Here is a 22,721-nt window from a genome sequence, read left to right on the forward strand (position 1 = left end):
TGCGGTGGAATCGGGAGCGCTCCTCGTGGCGGGGCTGGAGGTCGTCTACGGGCGGTCGGTGCGGGCCCTGCGCGGTATTTCGCTCGACGTGCCGCCGAACGGCGTGGTGGCGGTGCTCGGGGCGAACGGGGCCGGCAAGAGCACGTTGCTTCGGGCTGTTTCGGGCACCCTGTCCCTGCAACGGGGCGCGGTCGCCGCGGGCACGATCCACTACGGCGGCGTACGCCTGACCGGTCGCGATCCGGCCGCGATCGTCCGGGCCGGCGTGGTCCAGGTCCCGGAGGGCCGGCGGGTGTTCGCCAATCTCTCGGTGGACGAGAACCTGCAAGCCGGCGCGCTGAGTACACGCGGCCTTCGGCGGGGCAACGGCGGCGCGGCCAGGACCCGGGCCAACCGCGACCGGGTCTTCGAGCTGTTCCCGGTACTGGCCCAACGACGGGCCCAGCGGGCCGGGCTGTTGTCCGGCGGCGAACAACAAATGTTGGCGATCGGGCGGGCGTTGATGGCCGCGCCGCGCCTGTTGCTGCTCGACGAACCCTCGCTCGGTCTGGCGCCGATGATGGTCGGCCGGATCGCGGGCGTGATTCGGGAGATCGCCGCCCAGGGCGTGGCCGTTCTGCTCGTCGAGCAGAACGTGACGGTCGCGCTCGACCTCGCCGACAAGGCCTACGTGCTCGACGTCGGCGAGGTGCGACTCGCCGGTTCCTCGACCGACCTGGCGCGCACCGACGAGGTGCGCCGGTTGTACCTCGGCGAGGAGGAGGCGGTGGGCCCGGACACCGCCGCGGCGCCCGCCCGGCCGACCCCGCGCAAGCCGCTCCGGAGGTGGGTCGGATGACCGTCGGCCAGGCCGAGACCGCCCGGGCGGCGGAGTTCGAAGTCCCCGAACTGACCGTACGCGCGATCACCGTGCGCTTCGCCGGCCTGGTCGCGCTGGACGCGGTCGGCTTCACCGTCGCACCGGGCTCGATCCACGCGGTGATCGGCCCGAACGGCGCGGGCAAGTCGACCTGCTTCAACGTGCTTTCCGGCGTCTACCGGGCCGATCGCGGCACGGTGCACCTGGGCGGGCACGAGCTGACCCGGCTGCCGCCGCATCGCATCGCCGCGCTCGGCCTGGCCCGTACCTTCCAGAACATCGTGCTCACCCGGGGCACCGTCGCGGACAACCTGCTGCTGGGTCGGCACGTATTGACCCGTTCCGGGTTCGCGGCCACCGCGCTGCACCTGCCCCGGGTGGTCCGCGAGCAGCGACGTCATCGTGAACGGGCCCGGGAGATCGCCGAGTTCATGCATCTGGGCCAGGTCTTCGACGCGCCCGTGGGGCTGTTGCCGTACGGCATGCGCAAGCGGGTCGAGATGGCCCGCGCGTTGTGCATGGAGCCCAAGGTGCTGCTCCTGGACGAGCCGGTGGCCGGGATGAACGCCGAGGAACGGACCGAGACCGCCGAGGCGATCGCCTCGATCCGGGAGTCGCTGGGCATTTCGATCGTGCTGGTGGAGCACGACATGGGCCTGGTGATGCGGATCGCCGACGAGGTGACCGTGCTCGACTTCGGCCGCCGGATCGCCGGCGGTGTGCCCGCCGACGTCCAGCGCGACCCGGCGGTGATCCGCGCCTACCTCGGCACCGGCGAGGAAACGGAAGCAGCCGCGGCAACCGACGCCGGGAACGACCGGGAGGTCCCGACATGACCAAGCTCGCCGAGATCCTCCTCAACGGCTTCGCCCTCGGGTCCGTGTACGCGCTGATCGCGCTGGGGTTCGTGGTCATCTTCAAGGCATCCGGGGTGATCAACTTCGCGCACGCGTCGTTGCTGCTGCTCGGCGGATTCACCGTCGCCAAGCTGCACGACGACCTCGGCTTCGCCCTCGCGCTGCTTGCCGCGGTGCTGGTGACGGCCGCCGTGGCGGGCCTGGTCGAGGTGTTGTTCATCCGGGGCCTGGGTCGCACCGAGGTACACACCCTGACCATCCTCACCATCGGCGTGGACATCCTGCTGACCACCGAACTCACCCGCCGGATCGGCTCGGACGTGCTGAGCCTGGGCGATCCGTGGAAGGCCGGCGTGCGGGACTGGGGCGGCGTGCACATCGCCGACGCGCGGATCGCGTGCATCGTGGTCGCGGTGGTGTTGATCGGCACGTTCTTCGCGGCGTTCCGGTTCACCGCGTGGGGCCTGTCGATGCGTGCCGCCGCCGAGGACCGGGAGGCCGCCGCGCTGATGGGCATCCGGCTGGGCCGGATCCAGCTCACCGCGTGGTGCGTCGCGGGCGCCCTGGCCGCGGTGGCGGCGGTGTTCCTGGCCGCGTTCCCGTCCGCCGGCCTGGATCGCTCCACCGGCCAGATCGCACTGGCCGCGTTCCCGGCGGCGATCCTGGGCGGGATGGATTCGGCCGCCGGCGCGCTGGTCGGCAGCCTGGTGGTGGGGCTGACCGCAGCGCTGATGGCGGGCTACCAGAGCGACATGACCTGGCTGGGCGCCAACCTCGGCGATGTCGCCCCCTACGTCGTGATGTTGCTCGTGCTGATCTGGCGGCCGACCGGCCTGCTCGGCTCGAAGGAGCGTGCCCGTGTCTGACCGCGTGTCCACGACGGTGCCCGCGGCGACGCCGCCCGCGCGGCACGCCTCGACCGCCGCGCCGGGGCTGCGCGGGTGGGCCGGGCCCGGCGCGGTGACGGCGGTGGTGCTGGTCCTGCTGGTGCTGCCGTTCTACGTGACCGCGTTCTGGTTGCAGACCGGCTTGTTCGCGATGGCCGCCGCGATCGGCGCGATCGGGCTGAACCTGCTGTCCGGCACCACCGGGCAACTCTCGCTCGGGCACGCCTTCTTCCTCGCCTGTGGCGCGTACGGCTACGTGTGGTTCGCGGGCGACTCGGGCAGGGTCGGCGTGCAACGGCTCAGCGGATTGGGTCTGCCGCCGCTGCTCGCGCTGGTGCTCGCGGTGTTGCTGACCGGCATCGTGGGAGGCCTGTTCAGCCCGATCTCCGGCCGGCTGCGCGGGATGTACCTGGGCGTGGCCACGCTGGCCCTGGTGTTCATCGGCCACCACGTCATGCTCAACGCCAAGTCGGTGACCGGCGGCTTCAACGGGCGCTCGGTCACCCCGATGGAGTTCGGCGGCTTCACGCTCACCGACGGCGACCCGGACGGCCTCGAAGTACTCGGCATCCCGTTCGGACAACTGGAGCGGCTGTGGTACTTCGCGCTGGTGCTGGTCCTGGTCGCCGCCCTGACCGCGCGCAACCTGCTGCGCGGCCGTCCCGGCCGGGCGCTGGGCGCGGTGCGCGACAGCGAGATCGCCGCCGCCGTCATGGGAGTTCCGGTGGCCCGCTACCGCTCGGCGGCGTTCGTGGTGTCGTCGATGTACGCGGGTCTCGCGGGCGCGCTGCTGGCGATGATCTTCAACCGTGCGGTGCCGGACTACTTCGGGCTCGCGTTGTCCATCGACTACCTCGCGATGATCGTGATCGGCGGTCTCGGCTCGGTCACCGGCGCCGTGGTGGGCGCGGCCTTCGTGACCGTGTTGCCGCAGGTGTTGAGCAAGTACGCGGACACGCTGCCGCTGGTGGTGGCGCCGGGCAGCCCGGATTCCGGGGTGGGCCCCGGTGAGGCCGCGCGCTACCTGTACGGCGCGGCGATCGTGCTCGTCCTGCTGTTCGCGCCCGGCGGCCTGGTGGGCCTGCTGCGCGGTCGGCCCGGCGGCGTTCCCACCGGCCGCCGCACCGTACGACTGGGACGTACCAAGGGCTCCATCCGTACCGGCTCGAAGGGGTAACACAGTGAGGCTCCGGAATGGCGTGCGTGTGGGGGCGGCGCTCGCGGCGCTCGTAATGGCCGCGACGGCGTGCAGTACCAAGGGCGACGACGACAAGAAGGACAAGCAGTCCGGTGGAGTCAAGACCGGGCCCGGGATCACCGACACCACCATCACGCTCGGCGCGCTGACCGACCTGTCCGGTCCGTACGCGCCACTGGGCAAGAGCATCGTCAACGCGCAACAGCTCTACGTGGACGAGGTCAACGCGCAGGGCGGGATCTGCGGGCGCAAGCTCGCCGTCACGGTCCGCGATCACGGCTACGACGTGCAGAAGGCGGTGGCCGCCTACACCGAGATCAAGGGCGGCGTGGCGGGCTTCCCACAGGTGATCGGCTCGGCCGTGGTCACCGCGTTGCAGGACAGTCTGAAACAGGATCAGATCCTGACCTTCCCGCAGGCGTGGGCCGCGACGCTGCTCAATCGGCGCGAGATCCAGATCGTCGGGACCACCTACGACATCGACATGATCAACGCGATGGACTTCCTGGGGCAGGCCGCCCAGCTCAAGTCCGGGGACAAGGTCGGGCACGTCTACTTCGAGGGCGAGTACGGCGAGAACGCCCTGGCGGGTGCCAAGTTCGCGGCCGGCAAGCTCGGCGTGCAGGTGGTCGAGCAGAAGATCAAGGCGACCGACACCGACCTGACCGCGCAGATCGCCGCGCTGCGCGGCGCCGGCGTCAAGGCGATCCTGATCAGCGCCGGACCGACGCAGACCGCGACCCTGGTCGGTTTCGGCGCCATGGCCGGCCTGCGGGTGCCGGTGCTCACCAGTGCGCCGGGCTTCCACCCCCAGGTGATGGCCAGTGCCGCGGCGGGTGCGCTGGAACAACTGCTGTACGTGGTCAGTTCGGCGCCCGCGATGGGGGCCGACATCCCGGCGGTGAAGAAGCTGGCCGCGGACTACAAGGCCAAGTACCCGGACGGGACGATCGATCAGGGTGTGATCTCCGGGTACAACTCGATGAAGATCTTCGGCGAGGACCTCAAGGCGGCGTGCGCCAAGAAGGACCTGTCGCACGCCGGGATCATCGCCGCGCACCGGGAGCAGAAGCAGATGGACACCGGGCTCGGCGCGCCGCAGGACTTCTCCGACCCGACCAAGCCGGCGTCCTACAAGTCGTACATCCTCAAGCCGAGCAAGACCGTGCCGGGCAACCTGGTGGTGGCCAAGGACGCCTTCGAGGTGCCGGCGGTGCACGAGTACAAGCTGCCCGCGGCGGGCTAGGTGTGTTGACCCGTCCGGCGTGACGGCCCCGAGGCGCGCCGGTCTCGGGGCTGCGGCCACCCGGGACCCGGGAGTCAGGGCACCCGGGCCCCGGGGCGGCGGCTTCAGGGCCGCTCGTGCCTGCGGCGGCCGGGGATCGGGCCGGCCGGGCCCGGGACGGGCCGGAAGGTCCGGAAGGTCAGGGTGATCCGGGCCCCCGGGCGCCCGGTGGCGTCGGCCGTCAACGAGGCGCCGGTGAGGGTGTCCAGGCGCGCGGTACCGGTGCCGGCGTGTGCGGCGATGCTCGGCCGGGCCCGGACCGCCGCCAACGGGCCGTCGGGGCCGGTCATCCGGCTGGTCGGCCCGCCGTTGTGATGCAGTTCCACCACGCCGGGCCCCAGCACCAGGTATTGCAGCTCGCGCGCCTGCACCCGGCACGCGACCACCGACGCGGCCGGGGTGGCCTCGTGCGCGAGGTCGCAACGAGCCCCGTGCAGCGCGGCGGTCTCGGCGATGGTGTCCGCCAGGCAGGCGGTGATGCCCCGGTCCGGGCGATCGGTCAACCGGGCCAGCAGGTGCACGCCCAGCCGGCGCAGGAACCAGTCCATGCCGTGCCCGCACCCGCCCACCGGCCCGGTGGACGCGGCGGCCACCACGACGGCGGCCTCGGGCGTGGTGAGCGCGAACGCGCGCTCTGCGGAATCGTTTCGCGGGTCGACGACGACCACCTCGGCATGCACGAAGATCAGTGTTGGGGACAAGGGCCCGATCGGGACAGGGGTGCGCGAACGATTGGCTCGAACGTGCGGCCGGCGGCCCGGGTTCGACCGGTGTATCGGGCGCGTGTCGGTGCCGCGTCGCGCGGCCGTACGCTGACGCCCATGACCGACGTGGAGAGCCGACGCAGGATCAACGAGGCGATCAGCTCGATCCGCAGACTGATGAGCAGCCGCCGGCTGGACGCCCTGCACGTGGAGCGCTCCGGTGTGCCGCTCAGCCTGGTCGCGATCGGCGTGCTGCATCGCATCATCGACTTCGGCCCGATCCGACCGACCGAGCTGGCCGAGCGCGCCGACATCCAACCGGCCGCGCTGAGTCGGCAGATCCGGATCCTGGAGGAGGGCGGCTACACGGTCCGGGTCACCGCCCCCGACGACGGCCGGGTGGCGCTGCTGGAGGCCACCGAGCACGGGCGCGAGGCGTACCGGCTGTTCGTCGCGGCCAACGACGCGATGCTGGCCCGGCAGTTGGCCGACTGGACGGCCGAGGAACTCACCGACCTGGCCGACCGCATGCAACGCTTGGTCGCGGATCTGCGCGGGCCGCTCGACGAGGAGTGACGACGGGTCGGCTCGGACCGGCCCGCGGTCGCAGCGGATCGGCCGGGCGGAAGTCACTGCCCGCCGACAAGATGATTGACCTTGTTAACTATCCGGATTAACGTCCGGCCATGGCATGGGAATTCAGCACCGATCCGGACGTCGCGGCCGAACTCGACTGGATCCGTCGGCTCGTGGTCGACGAGATCGAACCGCTCGACCTGGTCCGCACCCGAATGAGCCCGGAGAACTGGCGGGCCGTCACCGAACCGCTCAAGCAGGCGGTCAAGGACCGCGGCCTGTGGGCCGCACACCTGGATCCGGCGTTGGGCGGCGGCGGCTTCGGCCAGGTACGGCTGGCCCTGATGCACGAGATCCTCGGCCGATCCCCCTCCGCGCCCGCGATCTTCGGCAACCAGGCGCCGGACTCGGGCAACGGCGAACTGCTCGCTGTGGGCGCGACCGACGCCCAGAAGGAGCGCTGGTTGTGGCCGCTCCTGGCAGGCCGGCTGACCAGTTCGTTCTCGCTGACCGAGCCGCATACCGCCGGCTCCGATCCGACCGGCATCCGGACCCGGGCGGTGCGCGACGGTGACGAGTGGGTGCTCGACGGGCACAAGTGGTTCGCCTCCAACGCGCGCCGCGCGGACTTCGTGCTGGTCTTCGCGGTCACCGACCCCGATGCCGAACCACACCGCCGGGCCTCGATGTTCGTGGTCGAACGGGACACCCCGGGGATGCGGATCGTGCGCGACGTGCACACCATGCACCACCCCTACGACGGCCCCGCGACCCGCAACCTGGGCGGCCACGCGGAGATCCGGTTCGAGGGCTGCCGGGTGCCCCACGCCCACCTGATCGGCGCGCCCGGCGACGCGTTCACACTCGCCCAGAAGCGGCTCAACGGCGGCCGGATCCACCACACGATGCGCTGGATCGGCCAGTGCCGACGGGCCTTCGACATGCTCTGCGAACGGGCCCTGTCCCGGCACTCGCACGGCCGGTTGTTGGCCGAGCACCAACTCGTGCAGCAGATGGTGACCAAGTCCACGATCGAGATCGAGGCGCTGCGCCTGATGACCCTCAAGGCCGCGTGGACCTGGGACCACGAGGGCCCGAAGGCGGCCCGGCAGGCGGTCTCCGAGGTCAAGTACTGGGGTGCGCAGGTGTTGCACGACGTGGTGGACCGGGCGATCCAGGTGCACGGCGCGCTGGGCTACTCGACCGACCTGCCGCTGGAGGAGATGTACCGCCTCGCCCGCAACTTCCGGTTGTCCGACGGGGCGGACGAGGTGCACGTCGCGCAGGTCGCCAAGCTCGCGCTGCGCGGCCACAGCGCGGTGGAGGGATGGCCCAGCGAGCACATCCCGACCCGGCGGGCGGTCGCGGAGCAGCGCTACGCGACCTGGCTGGATCTGCCGTGACGGCCGGGGTGGCGACGCCGGGGTCGGCGGAACTGCGGGCGTTCACCGCGTGGTCGGTGGGTCGCGGCGTGCTGGCGCCCGGGGTCGAGGTGGTGGTGGAGCCGCTGACCGGCGGCTCGTCCAATCCCACGTATCGGGTCCGGGGCGGCGGCGCCGATCTGGTGCTGCGCACGCCGCCCGCGCGCGGCGGACTGCCCACCGCGCACGACATGGACCGCGAATACCGGTTCCAGGCCGCGTTGGCGGACGGCGCGGTACCGGTGGCGCCGATGGTCGCGCTGTGTTCGGACCCGGCGGTGATCGGTACGCCGTTCTATCTGATGAATCGACTGGACGGGGTCGTGCACGCCCGCGCCGAGACGGTACGGGAGTTGCCCGCACACACCGCCGGGGCGATCGGGCGCGCGCTGGCCCGGACCCTGGCCGTGCTGCACGCGGTGGATCCGGTCGTGGTGGGGCTGGCCGAGTACGCCCGGCCGGAGCCCTACCCGGTACGCCAGTTGCGCCGCTGGCAACGGCAGTGGACGACCTCCGGCGCGGATCCGGTACCCGCGGTCGACGAGGTGCTGGCCGCGCTGACCGCACTGACGCCGACGGCGGGTCCGGAACGGATCGTGCACGGCGACTACAACCTGGCGAACGTAATGTACGAACGGGCCCGCCCCGAACGGGTGCTCGCGGTGCTCGACTGGGAGATGGCCACGCTCGGCCCGCCCGAAGCGGATCTGGGCCAGTTGCTCGCGTACTGGGGACCGGCGGGCCGGCTGTTGTTCGCCGAGCGCGGTGGACATCTGCCGGACGCCAACCCGGGGTTGCCCACGGCCCGCGAACTGGTCGCCGAATACCGCGCGGCCACCGCCGAGCAGGGCCCGGCCATCGAGCTGAGTATCCGTCATATCCCGTTCTGGGAAGCCTTCGCGGTCATCAAGCTGGCGATCGTCTGCGCGGGTGCGCTGCGTCGCGGCACGAATGCGTCGGGTGCGCGTCGAGCGCGAATCGGGTCGCTGGTAACCGGTTTGGCAGACATTGCCCGGGACACGCTGGAGGAGTGAGGTTCCGCCTGGAACGAACCCCGAATATCGGGACAAATACCTCGATGGTTGTGCGCAGAAAAGTAAAATTCTCAAGAACTTCACTCCGGATACGCATGAGTAGCCGGTTGAGGGGCCAAGATTGCAAGTGTTCGCCAGGGAGCGTGGCGAACACTTCGAGACGAGGCGGGCCCGGCCGGGGCGGGCCCGCGTCGTCCCGCTTGTCGGGCGCCTTCGGCGCCGGCTCGCGAGGCACTACTTTTTTGCTCCGTCGCTGACGCTCCTCCGCGAAAAAGTGGCCCCTCGCTCGTGACTTCGTGTCCCTTCGCTTCGCTGCGGGCCACGAAGTCTTTTTTGCGGCTCCGCCGCTCTCCGCGCTGCGCGCGTCGATCACCTGGGTGGGCCGAGGTCGTGGGCGCTGACGCGCCGGAGGGCAGCGGCGGCCGGGGCGGGGAAAGCCCGGCGCTCGGTGCGGCCGGCGATCCGATCCGCACCGGCATGCCGTGGCTTGCGGGATCGGGGTGTTCGCAGAGCCGCCGGTGTCGGTTGGGTGGACGGGCGTCGGCGGGTGGCTCTTGGATAGTGCCCTTCGGCGGGCGGCCTTCGTGTCGTGCTGCTCGGCGGGTTCGCCCGCGTCGGCGTTCGCCGTGACCGCTGCCTGGCGTCGTGGGCACGGTCATCGCGTGCCGCGGTACTCGGCTTCGGAGAGTCGCCTCAAGGCCCTTTGTGCCGGGGCCACTTCATGCTGCCGGGCCTTGGGGAGCCGTACTCGACGTCGTTCGCGCCTGCCCGGTATGCCGCCCGACGGGTGGTGACCGGGTCGCGACGTCAGCCGGAGCCCTTCGGGGGGTGTGGCCACGCGAACTGGGGGGCCCGGCGTTCCGTGAAGGCGGTGAGGCCCTCGCGGACGTCGGCGGAGCCGCGGGATTCGGCTTCCCAGTCGGCGCGCCACGTGGTGAGGCGTTCGGGGGTGGGGTCCGTCGCGAGGAGGTCCTTGGCGGCGCGGACGGTGAGTTGGGAGCGGGACGCGATCGTGCGGGCGAAGCCGTAGGCTCGGTCGGCGGCCTCGGTCGGGTCGAACACGTCGTCCACCAGGCCGACCCGCAACGCGTGGGCCGCGTCGATCAGTTCGGCCGAGAACAACAGGTACTTGGCCGTCGACACACCCACCAGTCGGGCCAACCGCGTGGTGGAGTCCGCGTCGTAGACGATGCCGAGCTTGGCCGGGGTCACCCCGAAGCGGGCCGTCGTGTCGGCGAAGCGCAGGTCGCACGCCGCCGCCAACTGGCAACCCCCGCCCACGCAGGGCCCCTGCACGAAGGCGATCGTCGGCTTCGCGAAGGTCGCCAACGCGCGTTCCGCGGCCGAGTTCAGCGCGTGATAGGCGTCCGCCGCCTCGGCGCTCGCGTAGTGCCCCCGCAACTCGCGGATGTCGGCCCCCGCCGAGAACACCCCGCCGGTCCCGGTCAGCACCAGCACGCTCACCTCGTGGTCGGCCTCCAGCGCCGCCAGGATCCCCGGCAGCGCCCCCCACATCGCGGCGGTCAGCGCGCCGCGGGCCCGCGGCCGATCGATGCGCAGCGTCGCCACCGCGCCCTCGACCTCGACCACGAGCCCCTCGACCCCGGTGTCGTGCATAGCGCCGCCCTTTCCCACACCGACCCACATCCCCGGGCCACGCTACGACCCACCCGCCCCGGCCCGCCCCTCGGCCCCCGCCCCCTCATGCCCCGGGTCCAACGGCGGCCCCGCCACATCGCACCCCATCCGCACGCACGGCCGCGCACATTCGGCCCCGGTCTCGCTCGGCGCCAGGACCTTGGCCGAGATGGTGAACCAGGCCACCGCGGAGCCCGCGACCAGCAGTCCCGCACAGATCCACAGCGCGCGGTCGAAGCCCGTGTCCACCACGCCCGGGTCCCGGTAGCCGTCGCCCGACAGGCCGACCAGCGCCGGGAGCCCGGCGACGGTGAGCAGCCCCGCCGCCCGGGCCGCCGCGTTGTTGACGCCGCTGGCGATGCCCGCCCGGGTCACGTCCACCGACGCCAGCACGGTCGCCGTCAGCGGCGCCACCAGGACCGCCAGGCCCAGCCCGAAGATCAGCACACCGGGCAGCACGTCGGTCGCATAGTGCGCGTGCGAGCCGACCCGCAGCAGCATCAACAACCCGCCCGCGCACACCAGGGGGCCCACCGTCAGTTGCGGGCGCGGGCCGATCCGCCGGGCCAGGTCACCCGATCGGGCCGAGAGCAGCAGCATCACCATGGTGACCGGAAGCAGCGCCAGACCGGCCTCCTGCGCCGAGTAGCCCGACACGATCTGGAGTTCCAGCACCAGCAGGAACATGAACGCGCCCAAGGCGCCGTAGACGAACAGCGTCACGATGTTGACCGAGGTGAACAGCCGGACCCGGAAGATGTCCAGCGGCAACATCGGTTCGCGTGTGCGCTTCTCCACGAACACGAACGCCACCCCCGCCGCCACCCCGGCCGCGCCCGCGATCACGGCCGGCCCCGGGCTGGTCTGCGCCTCCACCAGGGCCCAGGTCACGCCGGCGAGCGACAACGCGGCCAACGCCGCGCCGTTCACGTCGAAGCGGCCCCGAGGTTGCGGGTCGAAGGTCTCCGGGACGGTGCGCAGCGCGACCACGATGGTCACCGCCGCAAGCGGCAGGTTGATCAGGAAGACCCAGCGCCAGCTCACCGCGTCCACGAGCCAGCCGCCCAGGAACGGTCCGATCGCGCTCGCCACGCCGCCCAGTCCGGACCAGGTGCCCACCGCGCGAGCCCGGTCGTCGGGGTGGAACGTGGCCTGGATGATCGCCAACGAGCCGGGGGTGAGCAGCGCGCCGCCGATGCCCTGGAGGGCGCGGGCCGCGATCAGCGTCTGCACGTTGGGCGCGATCCCGCACAGCAGCGAGGCCACCGCGAACCAGGCCACGCCGATCACGAACACCCGGCGCCGCCCGTACCGGTCCCCGAGCGCGCCGCCGAGCAGGATCAGTCCGGCCAGCGTGAGGGTGTACGCGTTGACGGTCCACTGCAAGGCCGCGAGCGAGGTGTCGAACGAGCGCCCGATGCTGGGCAGCGCGACGTTGACGACGGTCGAGTCGAGCATGGCCATGCCGGAGCCGAGCACGGTGGCCAACAACACCCACCGGCCGGCCGGCGTCCTGGCGCGAATGCCCCCGGAGGGGAAGGAGACGGGCATTCGTGGATCATGCCCGGCCCGAGCGCCGGAAATTCGACCCCGATCATTCGGCGCAGACGGAACACGGCGAGAACGCCGGGAAACGATGTGAAACGAGCGCTCGAACCGGGTCGCCGGCCCGCACCGATCGCGCGAAGCCCCGTTAGCGCGCTATCCGCGGCGCCGGGATCGCCCGGATCAATCCCCGCTGGAGGTCCCGATCGGGGCCGGGCAGCACCGCCAGCGCGAAGATCATCAGCAACACCGCGACCACGGCGTCCATCCAGTAGTGGTTCGCGGTCACCACGACCACCATCAGGGTGATCGCCGGATGCAGCCAGACCGCCCAACTGGCCACCCGCCGACCGGTGCCGGCCGCGTGCCACACCGAGGCGACCCCGAGCGCGACCACCACCGCCCAGCCCACGTGCAACGACGGCATCGCGGCGAACTGGTTCGCGATCTTGGCGCCCGCGCCGGAGTACGGCGAGTCGCCCGCGTCCATGCCCGTGTCGGTGAAGCCCGGCATCTTCCGCGGCGGCGCCAGCGGAACCAGGATGTGGATGACCAACGCGGCGCCGGTCATCATCGCCAGGATGTTGCGGACCCACTTGTAGTGCTCGCGATGGCGGATCCACAACCACAGCAGGAACCCGACGGTGGCCGGGAAGTGCACGTAGGCGTAGTACTTGTTGCAGAACGTCACGGCCGCGTGCGACTGCATGAACCAGTCCTGGATGGCCGCCTCGTCCGGCAGCCGCAGGTCCTGCTGCATGGTCAGCAGTTGCTTGGCGTTGGAGAACGCGGTGGAGGTCTCGCCCGAGGCCAGGCCGCGGCCGAGCTTGTACACCCCGAACAACAGCGCGACCAGGAGCAACTCGCGGGCCGCGTCCTTGAAGACGCGCATCCGGCGGGCCTTGGCCTCGGCCGGATCCGGTTCGGTCGCCACCCGCCCGGCCGGCTCGCCGGCCCCCGTCACCGAAGCCGCCTGCGCGGCCGACGGCGCCTGCTCGCGCCGATCGACCTCGTGGGAGGGATCCTCCGTGACGTTGCGCCGCACCACGCCCCCATGCTGTCGGTTGAATCGGTCGTGCCGTCGGTCGGCCGCTGCGATCGGATCGCTCGCCACCCGGGTCGTGGACCACTCCCCGCACCGCGCACCCCGGAGCACGGGATGCGGTGTACGGCGGCAACGCTTCAGCCAGGGTAGACGGATCAGGTTAGACGGATCCTCCCCCTGAAGTACCAATCGGGGCCGGCTCCCATGGGGTACCCGGGTCCCGTCCCTCTCCTCTGGACGTCGTAGGCGCCTCCCCGGTTCGAAGGAGCCTCACCAAGTCGCGCACACGGCTCGCCGGCGATACGTAGGCTGCGGGTATGACCGACCCGACGGGGGAAAAGCGGCTCGTACTCGTGGTCGAGGACGAGCCCATGATCGCCGACGCGGTGGCCGCCCGGCTGCGGGCGGAGGGCTTCGGCGCGATCATCGCGCCGGACGGCCCCGCGGCACTGACCACGGCCGCGACCACCCGACCCGACCTGGTCGTGCTCGACGTGATGTTGCCCGGTCTGGACGGCCTGGAGGTGTGTCGGCGGCTGCAGGCACTGCATCCGGGCCTGCCGGTGATCATGCTGACGGCACGCGACGACGAGACCGATCTGCTGGTCGGCCTGGCCGTGGGCGCCGACGACTACATGACCAAGCCGTTCTCGATGCGCGAGCTGGTGGCCCGCGTGCACGTACTGCTGCGCCGGATGGAGCGCGCCGAGGCGGCCGCCCGCGCCGTCTCCCCCGAGGCCGCGCTGCACCTGGGCCGGTTGCGGATCGACCGCACCCAGCGCCGGGTCCGACTCGGCGTGGACGAGGTGCACCTGACCCCGACCGAGTTCGACCTGCTGGTCTGCCTCGCGTCGCGCCCGCGCGCCGTGCTCTCGCGCGAGCAGTTGCTCGCCGAGGTGTGGGACTGGGTCGACGCCTCCGGCACCCGCACCGTGGACAGCCACGTCAAGGCGCTGCGGCGCAAGCTCGGCGCCGAGTGGATCAGGACCGTGCACGGCGTGGGTTACGCGTTGGAGGCACCGTCCTGAAGTCCGCCGACCCCCGCCCCGCGCGGCTGCGACGCCTGCGGCTGAGCCGCGGCAATCTGCGTCCGCTCGATCGGCTGCGCTCGATCAAGGCCAAGCTCGGCGTGCTCGTGATCGCGTCCGTGTTCGTCTCGACGCTGCTGATCATCCTGGGGCTGCGGGCCGAGGTCCGGTTCCGGTACATGCTCGTGTTCACCTCGCTGGCCTGCCTGGCGGTGACCCTGGTGCTCGCGCACGGGATGACCTCGCCGCTGCGCGAGATGACCACCGCCGCGCAGGCGATGGCCCGCGGCGACTACTCGCGCCGGGTGCGCGCCACCTCGCGCGACGAGGTGGGTCGCCTCGCCGGCGCGTTCAATCGGATGGCCGCCGATCTGGAGGCGGTGGACCGACATCGCCGCGAACTGGTCGCCAACGTCTCGCACGAACTGCGCACCCCGATCTCGGCACTGCACGCGGTGTTGGAAAACCTGGTGGACGGCGTTCAGGAACCCGACCCCGACACCCTGGGACGGGCGCTCAATCAGACCGCGCGACTGGGCCGACTCGTGTCACAACTTCTCGACCTTTCCCGGCTGGATTCGGGGGCCGTTCCGCTCCAGGCACGCGAGTTCGCGGTGCGCCCGTTCCTGACCGCGCTCACCGAGGAGACCGAGGCGCTGAGCAGCGACGTCAGGTTCCGGGTCGACGTGCAACCGGCCGAGCTGACCGCGCTGGCCGACCCCGAGCGGCTGCATCAGGTTGTTACCAATCTGGTGGCCAACGCCTGCCGGCACAGCCCCTTCGGTGGCACCGTGAGTCTGCACGCACGACGCGACGAGGGCCCGGGCAGTCTGCGCCTGGAAGTCCAGGACGAGGGGCCCGGGATCCCGTACGGCGAGCGCGGTCGGGTCTTCGAACGATTCACCCGGGGCGGCGAGAGTTCGTCCACCGACGGGGGAACCGGACTGGGCCTCGCGATCGCCCGCTGGGCCGTGGATCTGCATGGGGGTGATATTTCCGTAGCCGAATCGAGCCATGGGTGCCGTATCCGAGTGCTCCTGCCCGGTGACCCGACGTAATCGGGTGATCGGTCACTTACTGCACGGGACGATCCCGACATGACGTTCCGTGACCACCAATACGGCGGGAAGCAACAAACGCGACTAAACGGTCAACCGTTTGTGATCTACGCGACGCGAAGGCCGAGGGGCCTGCGCGACACAGGTCAAAGGGCGTAGCCTTGTTTCCCGCTGTCCACCACCCCAGGAAGCGGAAGAGGGCGGTTGCCGCCGTGTCGTCACAGTCCCCTAGCAACCCGATGGCCAGCTTCGGCCCCAACGAGTGGCTCGTCGACGAGATTTACCAGCAATATTTGCAAGATCCCAACTCGGTGGATCGTGCTTGGTGGGACTTCTTCGCCGATTACAAGCCCAGCGAGCCGTCGACGCCGTCGACGCCCGCCGGTCAAGCCACCGTGGCAAGCCCGAGCGGCCCCACACCAGTGAGCAGTACCACGAACAACTCCGGAAGCATCCCCGCGCCGAGTACGGCGCAACCCCCCGTGACGGCGGCAGTGTCGTCGACCGCGACGGGGACGACGACTCCGAGCCCGGCCCCGAGCCACCCGATAATGACGACCGGTGTACAGGACGCGGCCCCTTCGCCGACTCCCATCCCGGCCGGCACCCCGGCTCCGGCCCAGGTCTCGCCCGCGAAGGTCGCACCGACTCCGACGCCCGCGCAGGCACCGGCCGCCAAGGCCCCCGCCGCGCCCGCGAAGAAGCAGCCCGCCGCGTCCCCCGAGGCCGTCCAGCTCAAGGGCCCGGCGGCACGTGTCGCGATCAACATGGACTCGTCGCTCGCCATCCCCACCGCGACCAGCGTGCGGGCCGTGCCGGCCAAGCTGCTGATCGACAACCGGATCGTGATCAACAACCACCTCAAGCGCGCGCGCGGTGGCAAGGTCTCGTTCACCCACCTCATCGGCTACGCGCTCGTCCAGGCGGCCAAGTCGATGCCGTCGATGAACCACGCCTACGAGGAGCGCGAGGGCAAGCCGTTCCTGGTCAAGCCCGCGAACGTCAACCTCGGCCTGGCGATCGACCTGACCAAGGCCAACGGTGACCGCCAGCTCGTGGTGGCGGCCATCAAGAAGGCCGACGAGATGGACTTCTTCGCCTTCTGGCAGGCGTACGAGGACATCGTTCGGCGGGCCCGCTCGAACAAGCTCACGGTGGACGACTTCGCCGGAGTGACGATCTCGCTGACCAACCCGGGCGGCATCGGCACCGTGCACTCGGTGCCGCGGCTGATGCCCGGCCAGGGCACGATCGTCGGCGTGGGCGCGATGGACTACCCGGCGGAGTTCGCGGGGGCGTCCGCGGACACCCTGTCCCGCCTCGCGGTCAGCAAGACACTCACGCTGACCAGCACGTACGACCATCGCATCATCCAGGGCGCGCAGTCGGGCGAGTTCCTGCGCCGGATGAACCAGCTACTGCTCGGCGAAGACTGCTTCTTCGAGGAGATCTTCCGTTCGCTGCGCATCCCGTACGAGCCCGTGCGCTGGGTGCAGGACATCTCCGCGACACACGAGGACGACGTCAACAAGACGGCACGTGTGCAGGAGCTGATCCACTCCTACCGCGTCCGCGGTCACCTGATGGCCGACACCGACCCGCTGGAGTACAAGCAGCGCCGGCACCCGGACCTCGACGTGGTCGAGCACGGGCTGACGCTGTGGGACCTGGAGCGCGAGTTCGCCGTCGGCGGCTTCGCCGGCCAGGCGCTGATGACCCTGCGCGACGTGCTCGGCGTGCTGCGGGACACCTACTGCCGCACCGTCGGCATCGAGTACATGCACATCCAGGACCCGGACCAGCGCCGCTGGATCCAGGAGCGGGTGGAGGTGCCGCACGCCAAGCCGGACCGCGAGGACCAGCTCCGCATCCTGCGCCGGCTGAACGCGGCCGAGGCGTTCGAGACCTTCCTGGCCACCAAGTACGTCGGCCAGAAGCGCTTCTCGCTGGAAGGCGGCGAGACCACCATCCCGCTGCTCGACGCGATCATCTCGGCCGCCGCCGAGGACGGTCTCGACGAGGTCGCGATCGGCATGGCGCACCGCGGTCGGCTGAACGTGCTGACCAACATCGTCGGCAAGTCCTACGCGCAGGTCTTCCGCGAGTTCGAGGGCAACATCGACCCGAAGTCGATGCACGGCTCGGGCGACGTGAAGTACCACCTCGGCGCCGAGGGCACCTTCGCCTCCGAGGACGGCGCGCAGGTCAAGGTCTCCCTGGTGGCGAACCCCTCGCACCTGGAGGCGGTCGACCCGGTCCTGGAAGGCGTCGTGCGCGCCAAGCAGGACATCATCGACATGGAGGGCGCCGACTTCCCGGTGCTGCCCCTGCTGCTGCACGGCGACGCCGCGTTCGCGGGCCAGGGCGTGGTCGCCGAGACGCTCAACATGTCGCAGCTGCGCGGCTACCGCACCGGCGGCACGATCCACGTCGTGATCAACAACCAGGTGGGCTTCACCGCCTCCCCGGCCGCGTCCCGCTCGTCCATCTACGCGACCGACGTCGCGCGAATGATCGAGGCGCCGATCTTCCACGTCAACGGCGACGACCCCGAGCAGTGCGTGCGCATCGCGCAACTCGCGTTCGAATACCGCCAGACGTTCCACAAGGACGTGGTGATCGACCTCATCTGCTACCGGCGCCGGGGTCACAACGAGGCCGACAACCCGTCCTTCACCCAGCCGCTGATGTACGACCTGATCGACAAGAAGCGCTCGGTGCGCAAGCTCTACACCGAGGCTCTGATCGGCCGTGGCGACATCACCGTCGAAGAGGCCGAGCAGGCGCTGAAGGACTACCAGGACCAGTTGGAGAAGGTCTTCTCCGAGGTCCGCCAGGCCACCGCCCCGCAGGCCCCGCAGGCGGCCCCGGCCGCCCCCGCGGCGGACATCGCCTTCCCGCGGATCGACCCGACCGGCATCGCGCACGAGACGGTGAAGCGGATCGTCGAGTCGCAGGTCTCGCTGCCCGAGGACTTCGCCGTACACCCGCGCCTGCAGCCGCAGTTGCAGCGCCGGGCGGCGATGGTCGAGGACGGCACGATCGACTGGGCGATGGGCGAGACGCTCGCGTTCGGTTCGCTCCTGATGGAGGGTCGCCCGGTGCGGCTCGCCGGTCAGGACAGCCGCCGCGGCACCTTCGGCCAGCGGCACTCGGTCCTGGTCGACCGCACCTCCGGCGCCGAGCACACCCCGCTCGCGCACCTGTCCGACGACCAGGCCAAGTTCACCGTCTACGACTCGCTGCTCAGCGAGTTCGCCGCGATGGGCTTCGAATACGGCTACTCGCTGGCCCGGCCGCAGTCGCTGGTGTTGTGGGAGGCGCAGTTCGGCGACTTCGCCAACGGCGCGCAGTCGATCATGGACGAGTTCATCTCCTCCGCCGAGCAGAAGTGGCACCAGCACTCCGGTGTGGTCCTGCTGCTTCCGCACGGCTACGAGGGCCAGGGCCCGGACCACTCGTCCGCACGCATCGAGCGTTACCTGCAGATGTGCGCGCAGAACAACATGACGGTGGCCGCGCCGACCCTGCCGAGCAACTACTTCCACCTGTTGCGCTGGCAGGCGCTCAACCCGCACCACAAGCCGCTCGTGGTGTTCACCCCGAAGTCGATGCTGCGGCTGAAGGCCGCCGCGTCGAAGATCGAGGAGTTCACCAGCGGGCAGTTCCGGCCGGTGATCGGGGACACCACGGTGGACCCGAGCAAGGTCAAGCGGGTGGTCATGTCCTCCGGCAAGTTCCACTACGACCTGGCCGCCGGACGGGCCAAGTCGGGCCGCGACGACGTCGCCCTGGTGCGCGTGGAGCGGCTCTACCCGCTGCCCGTGGCCGAGCTCAAGGCCGAGCTGGAGCGGTACGGTCTGGACCGCTACGGCAAGGACCTGGAGCTGGTCTGGGCCCAGGAGGAGCCGACCAACCAGGGCGCGTGGCCGTTCATCGCGCTCAACCTGGTCGAGTACGGCCTGCCGGCCCCGCGCCGGATCGCCCGCCCGTCGTCCTCCTCGCCCGCGGTCGGTTCGGCCAAGCGGCACGAGGCCGAGCAGCAGGGCCTGGTCGAGGAAGCGATGAGCTGATCCGCTTTCGCTGATCACCGACCGCGCCCCGGTCCGCGTACGATGCGGCCGGGGCGCGGTCGTGTCGTCGTCCCGGGTGCCCCGCACCCCCACCCATCGGAGTCGGAGAGCATGTACTTCACGGACCGTGGCATCGAGGAGCTGGAGAAGCGACGCGGCGAGGAGGAGGTGTCCCTGGCCTGGCTCGCCGAGCAGTTGCGCACGTTCGTGGACCTGAACCCCGAGTTCGAGACCCCCGTCGAACGTCTCGCCACCTGGCTCGCCCGGCTGGACGACGACGAGGACGACGAGTAGGACGGCGAGTAGCCGGCCGCGCCGAACGTCGCGGGCCCGGGGCCGGGTTCAGGCGTCGGTGGCGCGTCCGGTGCCGCGGGAGTTGCGGGTGTGCCACAGGGCCCAGCACACCCCGTACAACACCAGCCCGACCGCCAGGCCCCGGCCGAACCCGGTCGCCGCGCCGAAGCCGAGTACCTCGAAGGTCGGCACCCGCCCGTCCGGGAACGGCAACAGCGCCCGGGCCGCGCCGAGCACGCCGACCAGCACGAGGGCGCCCAGTACCGCCCAGCGCCCCGCGACGGGCATCCGCAGGCCGGTGATCGGCCGCACCGGCAGCCGGCCGATCCAGCGCCACGTCCACACCGCGCTCACGGTCAGCCCGACCGCCGTGCTGATGTGCTGGAGCAATACGAAGCCCGGCCGCAGGCCGAAGAACTCCCGGCGCAGCTCGGGCAGTACGTGCGCGACCCCGGGGTCGTTGCGATGCGTCCAGGCGTCCCAGCCGATGTGCGTGAGGCCGCCCAGGACCGCCGAGACCACGAACCACCCGCAGACCGCGAGGGTTTCCCGCAGGAACGGCCGGCGGGCCCGCGCGGCGGCGTACAACCGGCCCGGCAGGCGGGGGCGCAGCGGCTCCTCCAGCGCGCCCCGGATCCGGTCCGGGACCAGCACCAGCAGCGGTCTGGCGAGCAGGTGGAAGCCCAGCACGAGCAGCACGGTGAGCACGACGTTCAGGCCCAGCACGCCCGGCCAGAGCTCGTGGGTGGCCTGCCGGTCGGCGCGTATCGGCAGGAAGTGCAGGGGCACGAACAGGATCACGTCCGGTGCCATCGCGCCGAAGGCCAGCGCGGAGGCGATCAACGGGCCGTGTCGGCCCGCCCCGTCCCCGGCCGTGGTGCCGGTACGGGTGGCGCCCTGCAGCGGCAGCACCGCGGCGATGTGGCTGAGCGTGAATGGCATGCGTGGTGCCCCCGGTGATGGTGCCGTCGGCCGGCGTGCCCCGCTCGCGCGCGCACGCGCGTCGCGGGCACGACGCGCGGTGAGCGAAGTCCCTCGGCTTCGAGAAACGTCGAAACCAGACCCGATGGTTCCCTTGACGTTCGGCAGACGCGATATATCGTGAGTGACAGAGCTTCGCGATATATCGCGTTCGGCACTCCGACCCGAAGGGGAGGGTCCATGTCCCAATGGATGATCGAGGCACCGCAGGACCTCACGCTCGACACCGTCCGCGTGCTCCGCGTGCGCACGATCGGCGGACTGGTCGACGTGGTGGGCACCGACGGGCCGCCGCGCCTGGAGGTGCACGCCGTGGAGGGTCCGCCGCTCCAGGTGACCCACGACGAGGTGAGCGGCGAACTGGTCCTGACCTACCCGGACCTGACCGGCAAGCACCTGATGGACTGGTTCCAGAGCGCCCGGCGGCGGTCCGACCTCAAGGGACTCGTGGCGGACGGACGGGCACTCGGCAAACGGCACGCCGAGGTCTCGTTGGCGGTGCCGTGGGACTGCACGGTGGAGATCGGCGTGGTGTCCGCGCACGCGACCGTCTCCGGCATGCACGGCGACACCACGGTGCGCAGCATCGGCGGCGACGTGACCCTGGTCGGGCTGACCGGCACGGTCGACGCGAACACCGTCTCCGGCTCGGTGGACGCCGAATCGATGGCCGGCGACCTCGGCGTGGTCACCGTGGCCGGTTCGCTCACCGTGATCGAGGGCACCGGCGGCCGGGTCCGGGCCAACTCGGTCTCCGGCCCGATGACCCTGGACCTGGACGCGGTCGGCCGCAGCCACGTGCAGCTGAGTACCGTGTCCGGCGAACTGACGGTACGGCTGCCGCACCAGGGCGACATGCACGTGGACGTACGCAGCGCGGCCGGCTCGGTCGACTCGGCGTTCGACGAGCTGACCACGAACGCCAAGTTCGGCGCCCGGCACGTGAGCGGCAAGCTCGGCGAGGGCTCGGGACGGCTCCGAATCAACTCGATATCGGGCGACGTGACGCTGCTGCGTCGTGCCCCGGAGGGAAAGGTGATCGCATGACCCCGGTCTTCGGTCACGGCCGCCTGCGGCTGTACCTGCTCAAGCTGCTCGACGAGAGCCCCCGACACGGCTACGAGGTCATCCGGCTGCTGCACGACCGCTTCCTGGGCCTGTACGCCCCCTCCGCGGGCACGGTCTACCCGCGCCTGGCCAAGCTCGAACAGGAGGGCCTGGTCGAGCACGACGTCGAGGGCGGCCGAAAGGTCTACCGGATCACCGCCGCCGGGCGGGCCGAACTGGCCGAGCGCCAGGAGGAGTTGGCCCAGTTGGAGGCGCAGATCCGCGAATCGGTCTACGAGCGGGCCCGGGAAATCCGCGACGAGGTGCGCACCTCCGCCCAGAGTTTGCGCGAGGAACTGGCCGGTGCCGCCCGCGAGGTACGCAAGGCCCCCCGAGAGCGCGAGAAGCCCTCGGAATCCGCACGACGCACGAAATCGACCGGCTGGGAACCGATCTTCTCGCAGAAGATGGCCGACCTCGCCGAGGGCCTGGCACACAACCTGGTCGACCTGGCCGGCAAGCCCGGCCTGCACGACCTGGAACGCGAACTACGCCGCCGCTTCGGCACCGCGGACCCCGAGCCCACCACGGCCCGCGACCGAGCCGCCGACGCCTGGTCCAAGGAAACCGACCACACCGCCGACTCCTTCGACCTCGACACCATCCTCGACACCCTCCGCACCGAACTGACCCCCCTGGCCCACCGAGCCGGCATCACCCCCGACCAACTCACCCAGGCCCGCGACATCGTGACAACCGCAATCAACGACCTCCGAGCCCTCTTCACCGAAACCCCCCCACCCACCTGACCACCCCACCCCACCCGGCCGGCCCGAGCCCCCACCCAACCTCGGCCCGGCCGGCCCCCGGGCCCACCCACCCGAACCGCCCCACAAAGCCACGCCATCCCAGCCGACGCTCAGCCCCGCCGGCGCTTGAGGCGAACCCAGCCCACCCAACACCCGAATCCAACCAACCCACCTCAGCCAGGCCGGCGTATGAGGCCACTCAGCCCCGCCGGCATTTGAGGCGAACCCAGCCCGGCCGGCGCATGAGGGCAACCAGCCCGGCCGGCGCTTGAGGCAAATCAGCCTCGCCGGCGTTTGAGGCGAAGCAGCCCGGCCGGCGTTTGAGGCCACCCAGCCCCGCCGGCGTTTGAGGCGAACCAGCCCGGCCGGCGTTTGAGGCCAC

19 protein-coding genes are annotated in these 22,721 nt (G+C 71.0%); 14 read left to right on the forward strand and 5 right to left on the reverse strand.

Annotation, left to right across the window (positions count from 1 at the left end; all coding sequences use genetic code 11):
* Nucleotides 1-4 precede the first annotated feature (4 nt).
* From ACFXMF_RS08000 to ACFXMF_RS08020, 5 genes are read left to right on the forward strand one after another with little or no spacing between them, the layout of a single operon-like run.
* Nucleotides 5-838: an ABC transporter ATP-binding protein gene (locus tag ACFXMF_RS08000; RefSeq protein ID WP_379990237.1), complete on the forward strand. Its 834-nt coding sequence runs from the start codon at nucleotides 5-7 to the stop codon at nucleotides 836-838.
* Nucleotides 835-1,695 (forward strand): ABC transporter ATP-binding protein, encoded by an 861-nt coding sequence (locus ACFXMF_RS08005; protein WP_360319412.1) that lies wholly within the window; start codon nucleotides 835-837, stop codon nucleotides 1,693-1,695. The genes ACFXMF_RS08000 and ACFXMF_RS08005 overlap by 4 nt, the downstream gene beginning before the upstream one ends.
* Nucleotides 1,692-2,582, forward strand: coding sequence for a branched-chain amino acid ABC transporter permease (locus tag ACFXMF_RS08010; RefSeq protein WP_379990238.1), 891 nt, complete (start codon nucleotides 1,692-1,694; stop codon nucleotides 2,580-2,582). Before ACFXMF_RS08005 ends, ACFXMF_RS08010 begins: the two co-directional genes overlap by 4 nt.
* A complete protein-coding gene (locus ACFXMF_RS08015) occupies nucleotides 2,575-3,780 on the forward strand; it encodes a branched-chain amino acid ABC transporter permease (RefSeq protein ID WP_379990239.1) in 1,206 nt (401 codons plus the stop codon). The genes ACFXMF_RS08010 and ACFXMF_RS08015 overlap by 8 nt, the downstream gene beginning before the upstream one ends.
* Before the next feature lie 55 nt (nucleotides 3,781-3,835).
* On the forward strand, nucleotides 3,836-5,047 hold the full coding sequence (locus ACFXMF_RS08020; protein WP_379990243.1) for an ABC transporter substrate-binding protein: 1,212 nt from the start codon (nucleotides 3,836-3,838) through the stop codon (nucleotides 5,045-5,047).
* 104 nt (nucleotides 5,048-5,151) lie between these two features.
* Here ACFXMF_RS08020 and ACFXMF_RS08025 read toward each other — a convergent pair whose 3' ends face one another.
* On the reverse strand, nucleotides 5,152-5,787 hold the full coding sequence (locus ACFXMF_RS08025) for a hypothetical protein (RefSeq protein WP_379990240.1): 636 nt from the start codon (nucleotides 5,785-5,787) through the stop codon (nucleotides 5,152-5,154).
* Nucleotides 5,788-5,907: 120 nt separating this feature from the next.
* Here ACFXMF_RS08025 and ACFXMF_RS08030 point away from each other — a divergent pair, with 120 nt between their 5' ends.
* From ACFXMF_RS08030 to ACFXMF_RS08040, 3 genes are all read left to right on the forward strand, one after another.
* Nucleotides 5,908-6,366 (forward strand): MarR family transcriptional regulator, encoded by a 459-nt coding sequence (locus ACFXMF_RS08030; protein ID WP_360319406.1) that lies wholly within the window; start codon nucleotides 5,908-5,910, stop codon nucleotides 6,364-6,366.
* Between the two features lie 110 nt (nucleotides 6,367-6,476).
* Complete coding sequence (locus ACFXMF_RS08035) at nucleotides 6,477-7,769, forward strand: acyl-CoA dehydrogenase family protein (RefSeq protein WP_360319404.1); 1,293 nt, start codon at nucleotides 6,477-6,479, stop codon at nucleotides 7,767-7,769.
* Nucleotides 7,766-8,821, forward strand: coding sequence for a phosphotransferase family protein (locus ACFXMF_RS08040; protein ID WP_379990241.1), 1,056 nt, complete (start codon nucleotides 7,766-7,768; stop codon nucleotides 8,819-8,821). Before ACFXMF_RS08035 ends, ACFXMF_RS08040 begins: the two co-directional genes overlap by 4 nt.
* 807 nt (nucleotides 8,822-9,628) lie before the next feature.
* Here the strand turns inward: ACFXMF_RS08040 and ACFXMF_RS08045 are convergent.
* The 3 genes from ACFXMF_RS08045 to ACFXMF_RS08055 form a co-directional block, all read right to left on the reverse strand.
* Entirely contained in the window at nucleotides 9,629-10,438 is an 810-nt protein-coding gene (locus tag ACFXMF_RS08045) for an enoyl-CoA hydratase/isomerase family protein (protein ID WP_360319400.1), read from the reverse strand.
* A 42-nt stretch (nucleotides 10,439-10,480) separates the two neighbouring features.
* Entirely contained in the window at nucleotides 10,481-12,010 is a 1,530-nt protein-coding gene (locus tag ACFXMF_RS08050; protein ID WP_379991948.1) for an MFS transporter, read from the reverse strand.
* 142 nt (nucleotides 12,011-12,152) lie between these two features.
* Nucleotides 12,153-13,052, reverse strand: a complete 900-nt coding sequence (locus ACFXMF_RS08055; RefSeq protein ID WP_360319396.1) for a phosphatase PAP2 family protein — start codon at nucleotides 13,050-13,052, stop codon at nucleotides 12,153-12,155.
* Between the two features lie 314 nt (nucleotides 13,053-13,366).
* Between ACFXMF_RS08055 and ACFXMF_RS08060 the strand changes: the two genes are divergently transcribed.
* The 4 genes from ACFXMF_RS08060 to ACFXMF_RS08075 all read left to right on the forward strand — a co-directional run bounded on the left by ACFXMF_RS08060 (nucleotide 13,367) and on the right by ACFXMF_RS08075 (nucleotide 19,502).
* Nucleotides 13,367-14,077 (forward strand): response regulator transcription factor, encoded by a 711-nt coding sequence (locus ACFXMF_RS08060; protein WP_379991946.1) that lies wholly within the window; start codon nucleotides 13,367-13,369, stop codon nucleotides 14,075-14,077.
* Nucleotides 14,026-15,135, forward strand: coding sequence for an ATP-binding protein (locus ACFXMF_RS08065; RefSeq protein ID WP_379991945.1), 1,110 nt, complete (start codon nucleotides 14,026-14,028; stop codon nucleotides 15,133-15,135). Before ACFXMF_RS08060 ends, ACFXMF_RS08065 begins: the two co-directional genes overlap by 52 nt.
* A gap of 239 nt (nucleotides 15,136-15,374) precedes the next feature.
* Nucleotides 15,375-19,208, forward strand: a complete 3,834-nt coding sequence (locus ACFXMF_RS08070) for a multifunctional oxoglutarate decarboxylase/oxoglutarate dehydrogenase thiamine pyrophosphate-binding subunit/dihydrolipoyllysine-residue succinyltransferase subunit (protein ID WP_360319392.1) — start codon at nucleotides 15,375-15,377, stop codon at nucleotides 19,206-19,208.
* A 111-nt stretch (nucleotides 19,209-19,319) separates the two neighbouring features.
* Entirely contained in the window at nucleotides 19,320-19,502 is a 183-nt protein-coding gene (locus ACFXMF_RS08075; RefSeq protein WP_020557400.1) for a DUF6104 family protein, read from the forward strand.
* Nucleotides 19,503-19,550: 48 nt separating this feature from the next.
* Here ACFXMF_RS08075 and ACFXMF_RS08080 read toward each other — a convergent pair whose 3' ends face one another.
* Nucleotides 19,551-20,444, reverse strand: coding sequence for a DUF4184 family protein (locus tag ACFXMF_RS08080; protein ID WP_360319390.1), 894 nt, complete (start codon nucleotides 20,442-20,444; stop codon nucleotides 19,551-19,553).
* Nucleotides 20,445-20,663: 219 nt separating this feature from the next.
* Between ACFXMF_RS08080 and ACFXMF_RS08085 the strand changes: the two genes are divergently transcribed.
* Both ACFXMF_RS08085 and ACFXMF_RS08090 read left to right on the forward strand, forming a co-directional pair.
* On the forward strand, nucleotides 20,664-21,530 hold the full coding sequence (locus tag ACFXMF_RS08085; protein ID WP_360319388.1) for a DUF4097 family beta strand repeat-containing protein: 867 nt from the start codon (nucleotides 20,664-20,666) through the stop codon (nucleotides 21,528-21,530).
* The gene (locus ACFXMF_RS08090) at nucleotides 21,527-22,339 is read left to right on the forward strand and encodes a helix-turn-helix transcriptional regulator (RefSeq protein ID WP_360319386.1); all 813 of its coding nucleotides are present in this window, start codon (nucleotides 21,527-21,529) and stop codon (nucleotides 22,337-22,339) included. Before ACFXMF_RS08085 ends, ACFXMF_RS08090 begins: the two co-directional genes overlap by 4 nt.
* The last annotated feature ends 382 nt before the right edge of the window (nucleotides 22,340-22,721 follow it).

The organism is Embleya sp. NPDC059213 (genome assembly GCF_042754445.1).
Taxonomy (GTDB): domain Bacteria; phylum Actinomycetota; class Actinomycetes; order Streptomycetales; family Streptomycetaceae; genus Embleya.

Excerpts from the sequence above, each read along its gene's own strand:
- ACFXMF_RS08005 (WP_360319412.1), top strand. The coding sequence starts at position 835 with ATGACCGTCGGCCAGGCCGAGACCGCCCGGGCGGCGGAGTTCGAAGTC.
- ACFXMF_RS08010 (WP_379990238.1), top strand. The coding sequence starts at position 1,692 with ATGACCAAGCTCGCCGAGATCCTCCTCAACGGCTTCGCCCTCGGGTCC.
- ACFXMF_RS08020 (WP_379990243.1), top strand. The coding sequence starts at position 3,836 with ATGGCCGCGACGGCGTGCAGTACCAAGGGCGACGACGACAAGAAGGAC.
- ACFXMF_RS08030 (WP_360319406.1), top strand. The coding sequence starts at position 5,908 with ATGACCGACGTGGAGAGCCGACGCAGGATCAACGAGGCGATCAGCTCG.
- ACFXMF_RS08035 (WP_360319404.1), top strand. The coding sequence starts at position 6,477 with ATGGCATGGGAATTCAGCACCGATCCGGACGTCGCGGCCGAACTCGAC.
- ACFXMF_RS08045 (WP_360319400.1), bottom strand. The coding sequence starts at position 10,438 with ATGCACGACACCGGGGTCGAGGGGCTCGTGGTCGAGGTCGAGGGCGCG.
- ACFXMF_RS08050 (WP_379991948.1), bottom strand. The coding sequence starts at position 12,010 with ATGCCCGTCTCCTTCCCCTCCGGGGGCATTCGCGCCAGGACGCCGGCC.
- ACFXMF_RS08060 (WP_379991946.1), top strand. The coding sequence starts at position 13,367 with ATGACCGACCCGACGGGGGAAAAGCGGCTCGTACTCGTGGTCGAGGAC.
- ACFXMF_RS08070 (WP_360319392.1), top strand. The coding sequence starts at position 15,375 with ATGGCCAGCTTCGGCCCCAACGAGTGGCTCGTCGACGAGATTTACCAG.
- ACFXMF_RS08075 (WP_020557400.1), top strand. The coding sequence starts at position 19,320 with ATGTACTTCACGGACCGTGGCATCGAGGAGCTGGAGAAGCGACGCGGC.
- ACFXMF_RS08080 (WP_360319390.1), bottom strand. The coding sequence starts at position 20,444 with ATGCCATTCACGCTCAGCCACATCGCCGCGGTGCTGCCGCTGCAGGGC.
- ACFXMF_RS08085 (WP_360319388.1), top strand. The coding sequence starts at position 20,664 with ATGTCCCAATGGATGATCGAGGCACCGCAGGACCTCACGCTCGACACC.
- ACFXMF_RS08090 (WP_360319386.1), top strand. The coding sequence starts at position 21,527 with ATGACCCCGGTCTTCGGTCACGGCCGCCTGCGGCTGTACCTGCTCAAG.